16 protein-coding genes are annotated in these 18,731 nt (G+C 70.2%); 10 read left to right on the top strand and 6 right to left on the bottom strand.

The features are described 5' to 3' along the window. Positions 1-24 precede the first annotated feature (24 nt). The 6 genes from REH65_RS07340 (at position 25) to REH65_RS07365 (ending at position 5,865) form a co-directional block, all read left to right on the top strand. Entirely contained in the window at positions 25-990 is a 966-nt protein-coding gene (locus REH65_RS07340) for a phosphotransferase family protein (RefSeq protein ID WP_406693110.1), read from the top strand. Positions 991-993: 3 nt separating this feature from the next. Next, on the top strand, positions 994-2,211 hold the full coding sequence (locus tag REH65_RS07345) for an acyl-CoA dehydrogenase family protein (RefSeq protein WP_281456101.1): 1,218 nt from the start codon (positions 994-996) through the stop codon (positions 2,209-2,211). A 171-nt stretch (positions 2,212-2,382) separates the two neighbouring features. Next, on the top strand, positions 2,383-3,138 hold the full coding sequence (gene fabG / locus REH65_RS07350; protein WP_281456102.1) for a 3-oxoacyl-ACP reductase FabG: 756 nt from the start codon (positions 2,383-2,385) through the stop codon (positions 3,136-3,138). 5 nt (positions 3,139-3,143) lie between these two features. Beyond that, positions 3,144-4,322, top strand: coding sequence for an acyl-CoA dehydrogenase family protein (locus REH65_RS07355; RefSeq protein WP_406693111.1), 1,179 nt, complete (start codon positions 3,144-3,146; stop codon positions 4,320-4,322). Further along, a complete protein-coding gene (locus REH65_RS07360; RefSeq protein WP_406691820.1) occupies positions 4,319-5,416 on the top strand; it encodes an acyl-CoA dehydrogenase family protein in 1,098 nt (365 codons plus the stop codon). The genes REH65_RS07355 and REH65_RS07360 overlap by 4 nt, the downstream gene beginning before the upstream one ends. Further along, positions 5,413-5,865: a MaoC family dehydratase gene (locus REH65_RS07365; RefSeq protein WP_406691821.1), complete on the top strand. Its 453-nt coding sequence runs from the start codon at positions 5,413-5,415 to the stop codon at positions 5,863-5,865. The genes REH65_RS07360 and REH65_RS07365 overlap by 4 nt, the downstream gene beginning before the upstream one ends. A 327-nt stretch (positions 5,866-6,192) precedes the next feature. Here the strand turns inward: REH65_RS07365 and REH65_RS07370 are convergent, their stop codons facing one another. From REH65_RS07370 to REH65_RS07390, 5 genes are all read right to left on the bottom strand, one after another. Next, positions 6,193-7,749 (bottom strand): AbgT family transporter, encoded by a 1,557-nt coding sequence (locus REH65_RS07370; RefSeq protein ID WP_406691822.1) that lies wholly within the window; start codon positions 7,747-7,749, stop codon positions 6,193-6,195. Between the two features lie 95 nt (positions 7,750-7,844). Then, positions 7,845-8,462: a TetR/AcrR family transcriptional regulator gene (locus REH65_RS07375; RefSeq protein WP_281456106.1), complete on the bottom strand. Its 618-nt coding sequence runs from the start codon at positions 8,460-8,462 to the stop codon at positions 7,845-7,847. A 32-nt stretch (positions 8,463-8,494) separates the two neighbouring features. Continuing rightward, the gene (locus REH65_RS07380) at positions 8,495-9,211 is read right to left on the bottom strand and encodes an SDR family oxidoreductase (RefSeq protein WP_406693112.1); all 717 of its coding nucleotides are present in this window, start codon (positions 9,209-9,211) and stop codon (positions 8,495-8,497) included. A gap of 61 nt (positions 9,212-9,272) precedes the next feature. Further along, positions 9,273-10,025, bottom strand: a complete 753-nt coding sequence (locus tag REH65_RS07385) for an SDR family oxidoreductase (RefSeq protein ID WP_406691823.1) — start codon at positions 10,023-10,025, stop codon at positions 9,273-9,275. Between the two features lie 17 nt (positions 10,026-10,042). Beyond that, positions 10,043-11,713, bottom strand: coding sequence for a class I adenylate-forming enzyme family protein (locus REH65_RS07390; protein WP_406693113.1), 1,671 nt, complete (start codon positions 11,711-11,713; stop codon positions 10,043-10,045). Positions 11,714-11,979: 266 nt separating this feature from the next. Here REH65_RS07390 and REH65_RS07395 point away from each other — a divergent pair, with 266 nt between their 5' ends. Beyond that, a complete protein-coding gene (locus REH65_RS07395; protein WP_281456110.1) occupies positions 11,980-12,564 on the top strand; it encodes a DNA-binding protein in 585 nt (194 codons plus the stop codon). Positions 12,565-12,601: 37 nt separating this feature from the next. Further along, entirely contained in the window at positions 12,602-13,258 is a 657-nt protein-coding gene (locus tag REH65_RS07400) for an RES family NAD+ phosphorylase (RefSeq protein ID WP_406691824.1), read from the top strand. Between the two features lie 76 nt (positions 13,259-13,334). Here the strand turns inward: REH65_RS07400 and REH65_RS07405 are convergent, their stop codons facing one another. Beyond that, positions 13,335-14,309, bottom strand: coding sequence for a TerC family protein (locus REH65_RS07405; RefSeq protein WP_406693114.1), 975 nt, complete (start codon positions 14,307-14,309; stop codon positions 13,335-13,337). A gap of 679 nt (positions 14,310-14,988) precedes the next feature. Here REH65_RS07405 and REH65_RS07410 point away from each other — a divergent pair. Both REH65_RS07410 and REH65_RS07415 read left to right on the top strand, forming a co-directional pair. Continuing rightward, positions 14,989-17,607 (top strand): alpha/beta fold hydrolase, encoded by a 2,619-nt coding sequence (locus REH65_RS07410; RefSeq protein ID WP_406693115.1) that lies wholly within the window; start codon positions 14,989-14,991, stop codon positions 17,605-17,607. A 29-nt stretch (positions 17,608-17,636) separates the two neighbouring features. Further along, complete coding sequence (locus REH65_RS07415) at positions 17,637-18,536, top strand: ABC transporter permease (protein WP_406693116.1); 900 nt, start codon at positions 17,637-17,639, stop codon at positions 18,534-18,536. Positions 18,537-18,731: the final 195 nt, after the last annotated feature.

The following is an 18,731-nucleotide window of genomic DNA, read 5'->3' on the forward strand; positions in this document are numbered from 1 at the left end:
CTGCGGGCCTACCTCGACGTCGAGATGCCCGGTCTGGTCACCGGCGAGCTCACCGGTGAGCTGGTGCAGGGCGGCCGCTCGAACCTGACCTACATCGTCGGCGACGGCACCCGGCAGTGGGTCGTGCGCCGCCCGCCGCTCGGGCACGTGCTGGCCACCGCCCACGACATGGGCCGCGAGCACCGGATGCTCTCCGCCCTGGCCGGCACCGCCGTGCCCGTGCCGAAGGTCGAGCTGCTGTGCCAGGACGACGAGGTCCTCGGCGCCCCGTTCTACGTCATGGAGTACGTGCCCGGCGCCGTCTACCGCTCGCCCGAGCAGAGCGAGGCGCTCACCGAGCAGCAGCGCCAGGAGCTGTCCTACCAGCTCATGGACGTGCTGGCCGACCTGCACGCCATCGACCCGGCCTCGGTCGGGCTGGCCGAGTTCGGCCGCCCGGAGGGCTTCCTGGAGCGCCAGGTGCGGCGCTGGACCAAGCAGCTCAAGGCCTCGCACAGCCGCGAGGTCGAGGGCATCGACGCCCTCTCGCAGCAGCTGGCCGCCTCGGTCCCGTCCGGCGGACCCGTGGGCATCGTGCACGGCGACTACCGGCTGGACAACGTCATCGTCGGCGACGACCAGCAGATCAAGGCCGTCCTAGACTGGGAGATGGCCACCATCGGCGACCCGCTCACCGACCTCGGCCTGCTGGCCGTGTACTGGGAGGGCTTCAGCGGCCTGAACAACAACCCGATCGCCAAGGGCGTCGGCCCGGAGTACGGGTTCCCCAGCGCCGAGCAGCTCTTCGCGCGCTACGCCGAGCGCAGCCCGCTCGACCTGTCCGATCTGAACTGGTACCTGGCCTTCGGCTACTTCAAGATCGCGGTGATCCTCGAAGGCATCCACTTCCGCTTCATCCAGAACCAGACCGTCGGCGAGGGCTTCGAGCACGTCGGCGGCCTGGTGGCTCCGCTCGTCGCGCAGGGTCTGGCGACCCTCAAGGAGGCATGACAGATGGATTTCGCGTTCGACGCCAAGACCCAGCAGCTGCAGGGCGAGCTGCTGGACTTCATGGACTCCCACATCTACCCCGCCGAGCCGGTGTTCCACCAGCAGCTCGACGAGGCCCCCGACCGCTGGTCGGCGCAGCCGCCGATCATGGAGGAGCTCAAGGCCGAGGCCAAGAGGCGCGGCCTCTGGAACCTCTTCCTGCCCGGTGAGCACGGCGCGGGGCTGACGAACCTCCAGTACGCGCCGCTGTGCGAGATCATGGGCCGCTCCGGGGCTCTCGCGCCGGAGGCCACCAACTGCGCGGCGCCGGACACCGGGAACATGGAGGTGCTGGCCCAGTTCGGCACCGAGGCGCAGCGCAAGCAGTGGCTGCAGCCGCTGCTCGACGGCGAGATCCGCTCGGCGTTCTGCATGACCGAGCCCGACGTGGCCTCCTCCGACGCCACCAACATCGGCACCCGGATCACCCGCGACGGCGACCACTACGTCATCAACGGCCGGAAGTGGTTCTCCTCCGGGGCGATGAGCCCGCGCGCCAAGATCCTCATCGTGATGGGCAAGACCGACCCGGACGCCGAGCGGCACCGCCAGCAGAGCCAGGTGCTGGTGCCCAAGGACACCCCCGGTGTCGAGATCAAGCGCAGCATGCACGTCTTCGGCTACGACGACGCCGACCACGGCGGCCACGCCGAGGTCGTGTTCAACGACGTGCGCGTGCCGGTCGAGAACGTCATCTCCGGTGAGGGCGAGGGCTTCGCCATCGCCCAGGCGCGGCTCGGTCCGGGCCGCATCCACCACTGCATGCGCGCGATCGGCATGGCCGAGCGGGCGCTGGAGCTGATGTGCCGGCGCACCACCGAGCGCGTCGCGTTCGGCAAGCCGCTGGCCGAGCAGGGCGTGGTGCAGCACTGGATCGCCGAGTCCCGCGTCAAGATCGAGCAGGCCCGGCTGCTGGTGCTCAAGACCGCGTGGCTGATGGACACCGTCGGCAACCAGGGCGCGCACACCGAGATCCAGGCGATCAAGGTCGCCGTCCCGGAGATGACCACCTGGGTCATCGACCGCGCCATCCAGGCCCACGGCGGCGGAGGCGTCTCGCAGGAGTTCCCGCTGGCCGCGCTCTACGCCCACGCCCGGACCCTGCACATCGTCGACGGCCCGGACGAGGTCCACCGCCGCTCCCTGGCCCGCCGCGAACTCCGCAAGTACCAGCAGAAGTAACCCACCACCCCTCTCCCCCGTTACCCCAACGAACCCCCGCCCCGGGCGGTGACCGGATTTCAATGGAAGTCGGGTTCCTGATCTCCATTGAGATCGGGTCCCCGACTTCCGCTGAAATCGCACGAACCCACCGGGTGGGGGAACCGAAGAGCACAGAGCGAGGAGTTGTCCATGGCTGAGAGTCGTGTCGCGATCGTCACCGGTGCCGCTCGCGGGATCGGCGCCGCCACCGCGAAGAGGCTGGCCGAAGACGGGTTCGCCGTCGGCGTCATCGACCTTGACGAGAAGCAGTGCGCCGAGACGGTCTCGGCGATCGAGGCCGGTGGGGGCAAGGCGCTGGCCGTGGGGGCCAACGTCGCCGACGCCGAGCAGGTGCAGGCCGCCGTCGACCGGATCGCCTCCGAGCTGGGTGCCCCGACCGTGCTGGTCAACAACGCGGGCGTGCTGCGCGACAACATGCTGTTCAAGATGTCCGAGGACGACTGGGACACCGTCATGAGCGTGCACCTGCGCGGCTCGTTCCTGATGGCCCGCGCGGTCCAGAAGCACATGGTCGAGGCCAAGTGGGGCCGCATCGTCAACCTGTCGTCGACCTCGGCGCTGGGCAACCGCGGCCAGGCCAACTACTCCACCGCCAAGGCCGGTCTGCAGGGCCTGACCAAGACCCTGGCGATCGAGCTGGGCAAGTTCGGCATCACCGCCAACGCCATCGCCCCGGGCTTCATCGCCACCGACATGACCAAGGCGACCGCCGAGCGCGTCGGCATGTCCTTCGAGGACTTCACCACCGCCGCGATCTCGCAGATCCCGGTGGGGCGCGCGGGCGCGCCCGAGGACATCGCCAACACCGTCTCGTTCTTCGCCGACGAGCGCTCCGGTTTCGTCTCCGGCCAGGTCATCTACGTGGCCGGCGGACCGAAGGCGTGAGCGGCGTGGACGCCACCGAGCTGCGCGGCCGGGTCGAGGAGTTCCTGGCCGCGCACCCCCCGAAGAGCACCGACCGATTGGAGTTCCTGCGCGCCCGGTTCGACGCCGGGCTGGCGTGGGTGCACTTCCCGGAGGGACTGGGCGGGCTGGGCGCGGCCCGCGAGCTGCAGGCCGACGTCGACGCCGCGTTCGCCGAGGCGGGCGCGCCCGACAACCAGCCGCACCTGAACGTCATCGGCCTGGGCATGGCCGCGCCGACGATCCTGAAGTTCGGCAACGACGAGCAGCGCCGCCGCTACCTCCGTCCGCTGTGGACCGGCGAGGAGATCTGGTGCCAGCTCTTCAGCGAACCGGGCGCGGGTTCGGACCTCGCGGCGCTGTCCACGCGCGCCGTCGAGGACGGCGAAGAGTGGGTCGTGGACGGGCAGAAGGTGTGGACGTCGCTGGCGCACCAGGCTCGCTGGGCGATCCTGGTGACCCGGTCCGACCCGGACCGGCCCAAGCACAAGGGACTGACCTACTTCATCTGCGACATGACCGCGCCGGGCGTGGAAGTCCGCCCGCTGCGGCAGATCACCGGTGAGGCCGAGTTCAACGAGGTCTTCCTGACCGGGGTGCGCATCCCCGACTCGCAGCGGCTCGGCGAGGTCGGCCAGGGCTGGTCGGTGGCGCTGGGCACGCTGATGAACGAGCGCGTCGCCATCGGCGGCCGCACGCCCCCGCGCGAGAGCGGCCTGATCGGCGCCGCCGCCGAGCAGTGGCGCGAGCACCCGGACAAGCGCACTCCCGGCCTGCACGACCGGCTGCTGGAGCTGTGGGTGGAGGCCGAGGCGGTGCGCCTGACCAGCATCCGGCTGCGCCAGCAGATGGCCGTCGGCGAGCCGGGGCCGGAGGGGTCGGCGATCAAGTCGGCCTTCGCCGAGCTCAACCAGCGGCTCACCGGCTACCAGCTGGAGCTCCTCGGCGAGGAAGGGCTGGCCTACGACGACTGGACGTTCCGCCAGCCGGAGTTCACCGACTTCACCAAGCGGGGCGCCGGTTTCCGCTACCTGCGGGCCAAGGGCAACACGATCGAGGGCGGCACGACGGAAGTCCTCCGCAACATCATCGCCGAGCGGGTCCTCGGCCTGCCGCCGGAGATCCGCACCGACAAGGACAAGCCGTGGAAGGAGCTGCCGCGATGACGGACCTGCTCTACACCGAGGTCGAGGAGGACCTGCGCTCCGGCGTGCGCCGGGTGCTGCGGGACCGCTGCGACTGGACGGCCGTCCTGGCCCGCGTGGAGACCGACGAGCCCTACGACCTGGACCTGTGGCGCTCGCTGGCCGGGGATATGGGCCTGGCGGGCCTGCTCGTGCCCGAGGAGCTGGGCGGTGCCGGTGCCACGGCGCGGGAGCTGTCGGTGGTGGCCGAGGAGATCGGCCGCGCCGTCGCCCCGGTCCCGTTCCTGAGCACTGTGCTGGCCACCGCCGCGCTGGTGGGCTGCCGCGAGCGGACCGTGCTGCCGCAGCTGGTCGACGGCTCGCAGGTGGGCACGCTCGCGGTCGGACTCACCACCGCTCCGCACGCGCCGTTCCCGCAGGCCGTCAAAGCCGAGAGCTCCGCGCTGACCGGCCGGGTGTCGGCCGTGGTGGACCTGGAGGTCGCCGACCACGTGGTGGTCCCGGCCGTCGACGCCGACGGGTCGGCGCTGTACCTGGTGGAGGCCGCGGCGGCCACGCGCACGCCGACCACTCCGCTGGACCTGACCCGCCGCTTCGGCACGCTGGAGCTCGACGGCACGCCCGGTCAGCGCATCGCCTCCGGCGCGGAGGCCGAGGCCGCCGTGCGCCGGGCGCTGGTCACGGCGGCCGGGATGCTGGCCGCCGAGCAGGTCGGACTCGCCCAGCACTGCCTGGACACCACCGTCGAGTACGGCAAGACCCGCTACCAGTTCGGCAGGCAGATCGGGTCGTTCCAGGCGATCAAGCACCGGCTGGCCGACCTGTGGACCAAGATCAGCATGGCGCGGGCGGTGTCCCGCAACGCCTCCGACGCGCTGGCCTCGGGCAGCGAGGAGGAGCTGGCGGTGGCGCTGGCCCAGGCCTACGTCTCCGACCTCGTGGTCCGCGCCGCCGAGGAGCACCTGCAGCTGCACGGCGGCATCGGCATGACCTGGGAGCACCCGGCGCACCTGTACCTGGGGCGCGCGAAGAGCTCGCAGCTCACCTTCGGCATCGCCGAGGTCCACCGGGCCCGGATCGCCGAACTCGTCGACCTTCCCGGAGGAAGCGCATGAAGGTTTTCGCCAGCAAGGAAGAGATCCTGGCCGCCAAGGGCCAGGAGCTGGGCACCAGCGAGTGGCTGACCATCACCCAGGAGCAGGTCAACACCTTCGCCGACGCCACCCACGACCACCAGTGGATCCACGTCGACGTCGAGAAGGCCGAGGCGGGCCCGTTCGGCGGTCCGATCGCCCACGGCTTCCTGACGCTGAGCCTGCTGCCCAAGCTGAACTCGGAGACCTTCCGGGTCGACAACGTCAAGATGGGCATCAACTACGGGCTCAACAAGGTCCGCTTCCCGTCGCCGGTCCCGGTCGGCGCCCGAGTCCGCTCGACGACGCAGCTCATCGACGTCACCGAGATCGAAGGCGGCCTGCAGCTCGCGGTCAAGGCCGTGGTCGAGATCGAGGGCGCCGAAAAGCCCGCCTGCGTGGCGGAGTTCCTCTCCCGCGTCCTCCTCTGACCCTCACCAGGCGGTGCTGAAGTTTCAACCGGAACTTCACCCCCACCTCCACAACCAGACACCACTCCACATTCCGGGGTGGGGAAGTTTTCATGAAAACTTCCCCACCCCGGAATACGTTCCCAACGGGAGGTTCTCATGAAAACCTCACCACCCCACAACCTCCCCACCAGGAGTTTCACCGAAGACTCCAGTACTCCGGTCGTCGTCCCCGAGGGACAGTTCTCATGAGAACCGTCCCTCCTCCGGGGACCTCGCTCAGGGGAGGTTTTCATGAAAACTGCGTCCCCCTATCGCCTCCGGTGCGGACTGCTGTGGTTTCGGTCGTCATGGGTGGATGTGGATGCCCATGCCCGGTCCCAATGGCAGGTCGAAGAAGTAGAAGATCGTCATGATCAGGGCCCAGAGGAGCCAGAACGGGACGACGAAGGGAACCATCCGGGCGACCAGGGTGCCGATGCCCGCGTCGGGCTCGTAGCGGCGGAGGTAGCCCAGGATGATGATCATGTAGGGGTTCAGGGGTGTCATGATCTGTGTGGCGGAGTCGCCGACGCGGAACGCCGCCTGCGCGAAACCGGGCTCGAACCCCAGCAGCGCGAACATCGGCACGAACACCGCCGCCATCAGCGTCCACAGGCTCGACCCGGAGATGATGAACAGGTTCAGCAGCGACGCCAGCAGCATGAACCCGAGGAACGCCGGATAGCCGTCCAGGTTCAGCGACTGCAGCAGGTCGGCACCCGAAACCGCCACCAGCGAACCGAGATTCGTCCAGTTGAACAGCGCGATGAACTGCCCCAGCATGAACGCCAGCACCAGGAACCCGGTCAGGTCGCGCAGCGCCAGCGCCATCAGCCGCGGCACGTCGGCGGCCCGCGTGATCGACCCGGCCTGCGCGCCGTAGGCGATGGCCGGTATCGCGAAGCCGAGGAAGATCAGCGTGGTCACCGAGTCCATCAGCGGCGAGTCCGGCAGGAACCCGCCGTCGGAGTTGGCCAGCGGCGAGTCCGGCCAGAACACCAGCAGCAGCACCAGCGCCGTCGCGACCAGGAACGCCATCCCGGCCCGCACGAGCCCCCGCCGCTCGGCCGGTTCGAGCGCGACCTGGAGATCGGCGTCCTGCTCCCCGTCGGCGGCCTCGCGGGGTACACCGCCGCGGACCAGGCGCGGCTCGATGAGCCGGTCGATGAGGAACCCGGCCAGCAACCCCAGCAGGACCGCCGAGACGGCGTTGAAGTAGTAGTTCGACACCGGCGTGACCAGCGTTCCCGGCTCCGGCAGCGTCTCGGCCACCTTGTTGCTGATCCCGGAGAACAGCGCGTCCAGGCTGGTCACGACGATCGACGTCGAGTACCCGGCACCGGTCGCGGCGAACCCGCCCAGCAGGCCCGCGACGGGATGCCGGCCGGCGGCCTTGAACACCAGCGCCGCCAGCGGCGGGATGATGATCATCGCCGAGTCGGCCATCACGCTCGCGCTGACCCCGACCAGGCCCACCGCGTAGGGCAGCACCGATCCGCGCGCGCTGCCGAAGAAGGCCCTGATCAGCGCCGTCAGCAGACCGGTGCGCTCGGCGAGGCCGACCGCGAGCATGATCGTGACGACGGTCTCCAGCGGCGGGAACCCGATGAAGTTCTCCGCCATCTTCGTGAAAAGGAACTCCAGTCCCTCACCGGTGAACGCGCCGCGGATCGGCGTCGCCTTCTCAGCACCGGGGATGGTCACGCTGACGCCGAACGCCGCGATCGCCGTGGACACCACGGCCACGACCAGGAACAGCAGTCCGAACAGGATGAACGGTTCGGGGAGCCTGTTGCCGATCCGCTCGATCAGGTTGAGCGCTCGGTCCAGGCGCGACGTGCGCGCCGCTTCGGTCTCGCTCACGGGTCACTCCCGCCGGCCGGTGACATGCCAGCGGTAGCCAACCGCTCCGGCACCGGCGCCACAAGCCCCGGCGCCGGAACGAAACAGGACGGAAACTAGGGCCGCAGCGAGTCGATGAGGAGATCCGCGAAGTGCTCGCCGACCTCCTCACCGGTGAGCTTGCCGTCCTCGCGGAACCAGGTGCCGAGGTGGTGCACCGCGCCGAAGAAGAAGTCCACCACCAGGTCCGCCTGCTTGTCGGTGCGGAACACCCCGCTGGTCTGCCCCTCCTCGATCAGCCCGCGTACCCGCTCGTGGTAGCGGCGCCGCTCGGCGCGCACCTCGGCCTGCTTGTCGGGGTGCAGCAGGTGCATCGACCGGAAGAAGATGATCGTGTCCTCCAGGTTGGCCGCCGTGGTGGCCACGACGTCCGACGCGGCCGCGTGCAGCCGCTCCTGGACGGGGGAATCGCTCTCGGCCGCGCTGTCCAGCCGCGCCTGCTGATCGCGCAGCACCCGGGCGTAGATCTCGTAGAGCAGGTCGTCCTTGGAGCCGAAGTAGTGGTACATCGCGCCCTTGGTGACGCCCGCCGCATCGACGATCTGCTGCACCGAGGTGGCTTCGAAGCCCTGCTCGGCGAACAGCCGGGTGGCTACGGCCAGCAATCGCTGCGGCACCGGTTCGGTGCCCGCCTCCGCAGCGGTGGACGTGCGTGCGTTGGCCGACCGCGCCATCGTTCCTCCCTCGTCGATGCGTTCCCACAAGCCTAGACGGGTCGTTCTTCGACCTTGCGCTGCAGCTTGCGCATGCCGCTCTGCCAGCGCTCGGGCTGGGCTGCGCGCAACGCGTAGTAGTCGGCGACCTCGGGGTGCGGCAGGATCAGGAACTCGTCACCGCCCAGCTTCTCGGCCACCATCTCGGCCACGTCGGTGGCCTCGATGGCGGTGGCGCCCATGAGGATCTGGCCGGTCTCGCCGGTGGCCTCCAGCAGCTGGGTCCGCACGCCCTGCGGGCACAGCGCCTGCGCGGTGATGCCCTTGTCCGCGTAGGTGATGGAGAGGTACTCGGCGAAGGCGACCGCGGCGTGCTTGGTCACCGAGTACGGCGCGGAGCCGAGCATCGTGAGCAGGCCCGCCGCCGAGGCCGTGCCGAGGAAATGCCCCTTCCCGCGCTCCAGCCAGTGCGGCAGCACCGCCCGGGCCGCGCGCACGTGAGACATCACGTTGACCTCCCACGAGGCGGCCCAGGCGTCCTCGTCGGCCTCCGGGCCGCCGTTGCGGCCGATGCCGGCGTTGGCGCAGAACACGTCGATCCGGCCGTGCTCGGCCATCGCGGCCTCGACGAGCGCGGTCACGCCCTGCTCGCTCGCGACGTCACCGGGCACCGCGAGGCCGCCGACCTCGTCGGCGACCGAGCTCACCGCGGCCGAATCGAGGTCCGCCAGAACGGTTCTCGCGCCGAGCGCGGCGAACTTGCGGGCCATCGCGGCCCCGATGCCGTTGCCGGCACCGGTGATGATCACGACCGAATCGGCGAACTCCACGTCACATACCGCCCTTCAGGGTCGAACCGCCGTCGAGGACCAGGATCTGACCGGTGATCCAGGAGGCTTCCTCGGAGAGCAGGAACGCCGCCGCACCGGAGATGTCGGAGGGAATCCCCAAGCGCCCCAACGGGTATCCGGAGGCCACCTCGGCCTCGTTGTCGGCGTAGAGCGCGGTGGCGAACTTCGTCTTGACCACGGCCGGGGCGATCGCGTTGACCCGCACCTTCGGCGCGAGCTCGACCGCGAGCTCCTGGGTCATGTGCGCGAGCATCGCCTTGGTCGCGCCGTAGAAGCCGATGCCGGGCGCGGGGTTGAGGCCCGCCACCGAGGACACGTTGAGCACCGAACCGCCGTGCTCGGCCATCCCGGCCCGGAACACCTGCTGGGTCCACGACAGCGCGGCCAGCACGTTGACCTGGAAGGTCTTGGACGCGACCCCGTGGTCGAGGTCGATCATCGGGCCGAAGGCGGGGTTGATGCCGGTGTTGTTGACCAGCACGTCGACCCGGCCGAAGGCCTCCTGGGTCTTGGCGACGACCTCGGCCTGGTGGTCGAGGTCGTCGGCCTTGCCCGCGATGCCCAGCGCGTTCTCCTCGCCCAGGCCCTCCACCGCCTCGGCCAGCGGTTCCGGCTTGCGGGCGGTGATGGTGACCTTGGCGCCCTCGGCGACCAGGCGCTCGGCGATGGCCAGCCCGATTCCCCGGCTGGCACCGGTCACGATCGCCACTCGTCCGTCGAAACGCTTGCTCAATGCTTCTTCCTTCCGTGTCACTCGCCGGCTCGCGCCGCGTCGCGCAGCTGTCGGCGCAGGATCTTGCCGGTCGCGGTCTTCGGGAGCTCGTCGAGGATCTCGACGCTCCGCGGGTACTTGTAGGCGGCGAGCTGCCGCTTGCAGTGCTCGACGAGCTCCTCGCCGGTGGCGGAGCTGTCGCGGGTCAGGCTGATGAATGCCTTCACGGTCTCGCCGCGGTAGGCGTCGGGCACGCCGACGACGGCGGCTTCGCGCACCGCGGGGTGCCCGTAGAGGACGTCCTCGACCTCGCGCGGCCAGACCTTGAACCCCGAGGCGTTGATCATGTCCTTCTTCCGGTCCACCACGTAGAACCAGCCCTGCTCGTCCATGAACCCCACGTCGCCGGTGTGCAACCGGCCGTCGCGGATGCTCGCGGCGGTCTCGTCGGGCTTGTTCCAGTAGGCGGGGACCACCATCGGCCCCTCGATGACGATCTCACCGACCTCGCCGACGGGCAGGTCGGCGCCGTCCTCGTCGACGACGCGCAGCACGGTGTTGTAGGTGGGCACGCCGACGGCGAGGGTGCCGGAGGCGGCGTCGACCGGGGCCTCCTTGCCCAGCGGCACGGAGGTGGCGGTCGCGGTGGTCTCGGTGAGGCCGTAGCCGTTGCGGATGTAGAGGCCGAAGCGCTCCCGGAAGGACTCCACGACCGCCGAGGGCAGCGGCGCACCGCCGGAGTGCACCATCTTCAGCGAGGCGAAGTGCTCGGGCGTGACCCCGGCGTGGTTCATCAGCGCCATGTAGGCGGTGGACGGGCCGACCATGAACGCGGGGCGGTGCTCGGCGAGGGCGTCGAGCACGACACCGGGCTCGAAGCGGTACGCGAGGTCGAGCTGGCGGCCGGCGGCCAGCGCGGCGGCGAACTGCACGACCAGGCCGGTGATGTGGAACAGCGGCGCGAGCGCGAAGATCCCGCCCGGGGTGTCCTCGTCCAGCCGCAGCGCGGTGCCCTCGGCGTTGAACACGACGTTGCCGTGGGTGTTGGTGGCGCCCTTGGGGACTCCGCTGGTGCCGGAGGTGTAGACGAGCAGCGCGATGTCGGAGGCCTGCGGCGAGATCTCCGGCGGGCGTTCGCCGGAACGCGCGCGGGCCACCGCGAGCAGGTCGACGGTTCCGGCCGCGGGGCGGCGCTCGGACCGGGAGAACAGCCGCGGGTCGTGCCGGGTCTGCAGGTCGAGCTCGCTGGTGGTGATGGCGATGCCGATCTCCAGCGCGGTGGCGACGCCGCCGACGACGTCGTGCCAGCCCTGCTCGGAGGAGATCACGGCCTTGGGCCGCGAGTCGCCGAGGATCTTGGTGAGCTCGTGCGTCCGGTACATCGGGTTGAGCGGGACGACGATGGCCCCGGCCTTCCAGCCGGCGAGCACGGCGATCGCGAACTGCGGGACGTTCTGCAGGTAGACCGCGACCCGGTCGCCGGGGGCCACGCCGCTGTCGGCGAGGTGGCGGGCGAGTCCGTTGCTGAGGTCGTCCAGCTCGGCGAAGGTCAGCCGCCCGTCGAAGTAGGTCAGGGCGAGCCCGTCGGGATTCGCGCGGACCGCGTCGGCGAAGAGCTCGACCATGGTGGCGTGCCGCGGCCGGATCTCGGACGGGAGATCACCTTCGTAGAGATCCAGCCACGGTCGTTCGTCGTACGGGCTGCCCAACACGCCACCTCCACAGTGAGACCGACCAGTCGGTACGTCCAGTCAACGATCCAACGGCGCCCCCGTCAAGAGGCGATTCGCCGACACTTCGCAGTCGGCCGATCCCACCTGCCGGGCGATCGAGGACACGGACGCCGCACCGGGGTGAATCCGGTCAGAGCAACCTCGTCGTCACCATCTGCAACATCAGTGCTACACGCGGTGAGCGTTCGGCACCGGCGCACGTTCGCGCACGCATTTCGTGCGCTCTGCGGTATCCTGGGGTCATGTCAGCCGCGCTGGAGACCGTGTTGGCCCGGGCCGGTTTGAAGGTCACCGCCAACGAGTTCCTCACCCTCGTCGAGGACGCAGCCAAGAAGCTCACCTCGCCGCAGGTCGACCCAGCCGCGCACTTCACCGGAGCGGAGCGCGACGCCCTCACCGGCGCCGGCCTCGACCTGCGCCCGCTGGACGCGGACGAGGCCGACCCCCGCGCGCGCACCGTCGCCGAGCAGACCGTCCTGCGCGACACCGCGCTGTCGGTCGGGCAGGCCGCCGCCCGCATCGGCGTCGACACCAGCCGCATCCGCCACCGCATCGGCGAACGACGCCTGATCGGCTGGAAGGACCGCGGCGGCTGGCGGCTGCCCGCGTGGCAGTTCGGCGACTCCGACGTGCTGCCCGGTCTGGACGTCGTGCTGGCCTGGATGCCCGCCGACCAGCCCGCGCTCGTGCTGGCCAACTTCATGACCACGCCGCAGGAAGACCTGGAGATCCACGACAGACCGGTGAGCCCGCGGGAGTGGCTGCTGGCAGGGGGTGACCCGCAGCGGGTCGCCGAGCTCGCGGCCGCCATCGGCACCCCAGCCTGACCAGCCCCACCGCGACCACCACCGGGACGGACACACCTTGGCACGGCTCCCCCAGCCGCCTGCTCCTGCAGCGCTGCAGGCGATCCTCCGCCGCGCGGAGGACGTGATCGCAGTACCCGCGGGCACCAGGCTCGCGCGCGTGTTCACCTCCGGTGGCGCGCACCCGCAGCAGTGGAACAGCTTCCGCTACGCGGGGCCGCTGCCGCACGCCCGCTTCGACCCGCACCTGCCCAACTCGCAGGGCGGGCCCACGATCACCCGCGAGCACGGGGTCCTCTACTTCTCGCTCTCGGTCCAGACCTGCATCGCCGAGGTCTACCAAGCGACGTCCACGGTGGACCGCCGAACCCGCAGCCCGCACCTGGTCCTGTTCCGTCCACGCCGGACGCTCCGCCTGCTCGACCTCACGGGCCTCTGGCCCACCCGAGCCGGCGCCTCCCAAGCCATCAGCAGCGGCCCCAAATCCCGCACCCAGGCCTGGGCCCGAGCCATCAGGGCGTCCTACCCGGAACTCGACGGCCTCTGGTACCGCTCCGCGATGGACTCGGGCCAACCCTCGGTGTGCCTCTGGGACCCGCCAGCGGACACGGCCCTCCCGGACACCCCGGACGTCCTCCTCCCCCTCAGCCACCCGGGTCTCGACGTCCCCCTCGGCAGGGTCTGCCAAGAGCTCAGCTACACCCTCCTCGACTGACCGCCCCGCTCGTCGACCCGCGGACGTGAAGAAGTCCCCTCCGGACGGATCCGGAGGGGACTTCTCGTGCCAGGTGTCAGCCCTTGTTGGCTTCGGCTTCCGCCGCCGCCTCGTCCCGCTTGGACTTGGCGAGGCTGGCCCAGGTGGTGATCGCCAGGGTCAGCACGATGAAGCTCAGCGACATCCAGTTGTTGATCTCCGCCCACTCCGGCACCAGGTGGTACTCGTGGAACGCGTGCAGGATCAGCTTCAGGCCGATGAAGCCGAGGATGACCGCCAGGCCGACCGACAAGTACACCAGCTTGTCCACCAGGCCGCCGAGCAGGAAGTACAGCTGCCGCAGACCCATCAGCGCGAACGCGTTGGCGGTGAACACCAGGAACGGGTCCTGGGTGATGCCGAAGATCGCCGGGATCGAGTCCACGGCGAACAGCAGGTCGGCGCTGCCGATGGCCACGATGACCACGAACATCGGCGTCAGGTACCGCTTGCCGTCGATCTTCACCGAGGACTTGGCCTCGTGGTAGTCGTCGGTCACCGGGAACACCTTGCGAACCCAGCGGACGACCGCGTTCTCCTTGTACTCCTCTTCCTCGTCCTTCTTGCGGACCATGCTGACCGCGGTCCAGATCAGGAAGCCGCCGAAGATGAAGAAGATCCACACGAACTGGGCGATCAGAGCGGCGCCGACGGCGATGAAGATGCCGCGCATCAGCAGCGCAAGCAGGATGCCGATCAGCAGCACCTTGTGCTGGTGGATCGACGGCACCGCGAAGCTGGACATGATCACCATGAAGATGAACAGGTTGTCCACGCTCAACGAGTACTCGGTGATGTAACCGGTGAAGAACTCGATGGCGAAGTGCTGGTCGCCGAAGATCCAGACACCGATGCCGAACAGGACCGCGCAGGCGATGTAGAAGGTGACCCACTTGGCCGCCTCAGCGGTGGTCACCTCGTGCGGTTTGCGGTCGACGATCACCAGGTCGAGCAGCAGGAGCAGGGCGAGTCCGCCCAGGGTCGCTGCCCACACCCACCAATGCACGTGCATCGTGTCGACTGCTTGCTGCTGGGCTTGAGCCGCGCGCAGCATCAGGTCGGCACCCATCAATCACCTCCGGTTCAGGGCGAACACGTCCGAGACCGGAGGTCTCTTCCACCGATCATCCACCTCATCGGCCAGCGGCACCGGGCTTGACCAGGCAAGTTCCGTGATGACGGCACCGCTGCGAAGGAATACTCCCCTCCACCAGTCGTCAAGATTGTCACGTATGCCGGGGTCTCCGCACCAGGCGGGGTGACCACTCGCACTGAAAATCACGATCTGAACCTAGGTGGCACCGCCGAACGGGGCAATGCGGACGCCCCGGACTGAGCGAGACGGACCCGTTGCACCCCGGCCGTTGATCGTTAGGATCACGTCGGCTCGATCACACGAGCACCGCACGCGGGGATGCGGCGGAGACCACACTCCGGCGGGCACGACGAGGTGTCCGATTGCGCTTTGGTCTCTGGTTCATAGCGTCTTGCCTTCCCCCCGCGTCTGGATGAAACCGGTGCCGCTCCGTTCCCCTACTGTCGATGGCGTGTCCGCCTCCCCCCGTCGTCGCACCGGCCTGGCCCTGCTCGCCCTGCCCTGCATCCTCTTAGTGGTGCTGGGGGCGTTCCTGTGGTCCGGCCAGGTGCAGCCGCCGCAACCCGCGGCGCAGCCACCGGCGCCGAGAGAGGCCATGGTCGACGTGCTCGACGGGCCCAGCGGCACCGAGCGCGTGCAGATCGACGTCACGCTGCACTCCCCCGTCGACACCCCCGCTCCGGCGATCCTGCTCGCGCACGGCTTCGGCGGCAGCAAGGACGAAACCGACCAGCAGGCGCGGGAACTCGTCGCGCGAGGATTCACCGTGCTGACCTACTCGGCGCGCGGGTTCGGCCGCAGCACCGGGCAGATCGGGCTGAACTCGCCGGACTACGAGGTCGCCGACGCCCGGCAGCTGCTGGACTGGATGGCCCGCCAGCCGGAGGTGCTGCGCGACCGCGACGGCGATCCCCGCGTCGGCGTCACCGGCGCCTCCTACGGCGGCGCGCTCGCGCTGATGCTGGCCGGGACCGATCCGCGGGTGGACGCGATCGCTCCGGCGATGACCTACAACGACCTGGGCCAGGCGCTGCTGCCCAACAACGCCGGTCAGGTGCGCATCGGCGGCGCCACCCCGGCGGGCGGCTCGTTCAACCCCGACGGCGTGTTCAAGCAGGCCTGGACCGGGCTGCTGTTCTCGGCGGGCGGCGTGCCCAAGCCCGGCGCGCTCCCGACCTGCGGGAACTTCACCCGCGAGGTGTGCGCGGCCTACTCGGAGGTCGCCCAGTACGGCCGGGCGAGCCGGCCGACGCTGGACCTGCTCGCGAAGTCCTCCCCCAAGACCTACAACTCGCGGATCACCCAGCCGACGCTGCTGGTGCAGGGCGAGCGGGACACGCTGTTCGGTCTGGACCAGGCCGACGCCAACGCGCGGCAGATCTCCGCGGCGGGCGCGCCGGTCAAGACCATCTGGTTCGCCGGCGGCCACGACAGCACACCGCCCGGCCCGGACGTGCGCGGCCGCATCGCCGACTGGTTCGCCTTCCACCTCGGCGGCGTGCCACCGGTGCCGGACCCGGGCACCGGGTTCCAGTTCGACATCGCCGGTCGGCCGCAGCGCGACGGCGACATCCCGGTGCGCACCATGACCGCGCCGAGCTACCCCGGTCTGCGCGACTCGCGGACGCCGCGCTTCGCGCTGCCCTTGGAGGGGCAGCCCACGCCGGTGCTCAACCCGCCGGGCGGGTCACCGGCCGCGACGAGCTCGCTGCCCGGTGCGGGTCAGGTCGTCGACGCGGCGGGCAGCCTCGGCCAGTCGCTGGCCCGCGACCTGCCCGGCCAGGTGGCGGTGTTCGGCACGAAACCGCTGGAGGAGCAGACGCTGATCTCCGGCACGCCGCGCACGCGGCTGGCCATCGCCTCGGTGCCCGGTCAGCCGCAGCCCACCGACGCGGTGCTGTTCGCCAAGCTCTACGACGTCGGCCCGGACGGGCAGCGCCAGCTGCTCGGCAACGCCGTCTCCCCGATGCACATCACCGACATCCCGCCGGACGGCACGCCGAAGGAGTTCGACGTGGCGCTGCCGGGCATCGTGCACCCGGTGGAGTCCGGTCATCGGGTCGAGCTCGCGGTGGCCACCACCGACCAGGCCTACGCGCTGCCGAGGGAGCCCTCGATGCACGTGGTGGCGCTGGCCGGCGACCGCGCGGTGTCGATCCCGTCGGTGCGCGCGACGTCGTCGAGCGCCGGAACGGTGCCGGTCGGGCCGCTCGTGGGCATCGGGCTGGTGTTCCTGCTGGCGCTGCTGCTGTGGGTGATCTCGGCGATCCGCCGCAAGTTCCACGACGACCCGGACACCCGCTTGTCCGACACGCCGCTGGTGATCTCGGGGCTGACGAAGTCCTACCCGGGCAAGAAGGCCGCGGTGGACGACCTGTCGTTCCAGGTCGAGCGCGGTCAGATCGTGGGTCTGCTCGGCCCCAACGGCGCGGGCAAGACCACGACCCTGCGGATGCTGCTGGGGCTGCTGCGGCCGACCCGCGGCGAGGTCCGGATCTTCGGGCACCGGCTGCAGGCGGGCGCCCCGGTGCTGTCCCGGGTCGGGGCGCTGGTGGAGTCACCGGGCTTCCTGCCGCACCTGTCGGGCCTGGACAACCTGCGGCACTACTGGGCGGCGACCGGCCGCCCGATGCTGCGGGCGCACATGGACGAGGTGCTGCAGATCGCCGGGCTGGAGTCCTCGGCCAAGCGCAAGGTGCGCACCTACAGCCAGGGCATGAAGCAGCGGCTGGCGATCGCGCAGGCGATGCTCGGGCTGCCGGAGCTGCTGGTGCTCGACGAGCCGACCAACGGGCTCGACCCGCCGCAGATCCACCAGATGCGCGAGATCCTGCGCCGCTACGCCGCCACCGGCCGCGCGGTGCTGGTCTCCAGCCACCTGCTGGCCGAGGTCGAGCAGACCTGCACGCACGTGGTCGTGATGCAGCACGGCAAGCTGGTCGCCGAGGGAACGGTCGCCGAAATCATGGCCGTCAACGGGGAGGCGACCTTCCGGGTCGACGACCCGGAGCTGGCCGCCGAGACGCTGCGCACCGTCGAGGGCATGGGCCACATCGAGATCGACGGCGACCTGGTGCACGCCGACCTCGCGGGCCACCAGGCGGCGGTGGCGGTGAACGTGCTGGTCGCGGCCGGTGTCGCGGTGCACCAGGTGGGCCCGCGGCGCCGCCTGGAGGACGCCTTCCTGCAGCTCGTCGGAGAGGATCAGCGGTGAGCGACGACGACACCACCACGTCCACCGAGGTGGTCGTGGCGAAGCCCGAGACCGCGCTGGTGCGCACGCCGAAGCTCGGCGTGCCGCAGGCCGACGGCGCCGTCGAGGGCTACTCGGCCAAGCGCACGCTGCCGCTGCGGGTCGAGCTGGCCCGGCAGCTTCGCCGGGCTCGCACCAGGCTGACGCTGGCGTTCCTGGTGCTGCTGCCGCTGCTGCTGCTCGCGGCGTTCGAGCTCGGCGAGGACAACTCGCGGGGCGGGCGCACGTTCGCCGACGTCGCGACCGCGAGCGGGCTGAACTTCGCGGTGTTCACGCTGTTCGCCTCGACCGGGTTCCTGCTGGTCGTGGTCGTGGCGCTGTTCTTCGGGGACACGGTGGCCAGCGAGGCGTCGTGGTCGAGCCTGAAGTACCTGCTGGCCGCGCCGGTGCCGCGGATGCGGCTGCTGCGGCAGAAGGCGAAGGTCGCGGCGCTGCTGTCGGCGCTCGGCATCGTCCTGCTGGTCGGCGTGGCGCTGGCGGTGGGCGTGTTCTGGTTCGGCACCGGCGACCTGATCAGCACCACCGGCGAGGCGCTGACGTTCCCGCGCGGGGTGCTGAGCCTGGCCCTGGCGACGCTCTACGTCGGGATCCACCTCAGCTGGATCGCCGGGCTGGCGCTGTTCCTCAGCGTCAACACCGACGCCCCGCTGGGCGCGGTGGGCGGCGCGGTCCTGATCTCCATCCTCTCGGAGATCATCGACCAGATCTCCGCCCTGGGAGACCTCCGCAACTACCTGCCCACCCACTTCTCCACGGCCTACTCGGACCTGCTCAGCGAGGACGTCGACCCCTCGTCGATGATCACCGGTTCCTTCTCAGCCGTCTCCTACGCCGCGGTCTTCACGGTCCTCGCCCTCTGGCGCTTCAACCACAAGGACATCACCAGCTGACCCCCGGGCCGCCCCACCCGTCCGAGCGACCCCCGTTCGAAAACCCCGGTTTTCATCGCGCGAAAACCGGGGTTTTCGACACGCGAAAACCGGGGTTTTCGAACGGGTGGGTGGAGGTCGGGTTTTGGGTGCTGGGTGAGGTGGGGTTGGTGGTGTGGACCGGTGCGTTGGGCCGGACGGCGTAATGTTGGTGCG

Source organism: Saccharopolyspora sp. ID03-671 (genome assembly GCF_045278815.1).
Taxonomy (GTDB): Bacteria; Actinomycetota; Actinomycetes; order Mycobacteriales; family Pseudonocardiaceae; genus Saccharopolyspora; species Saccharopolyspora ipomoeae.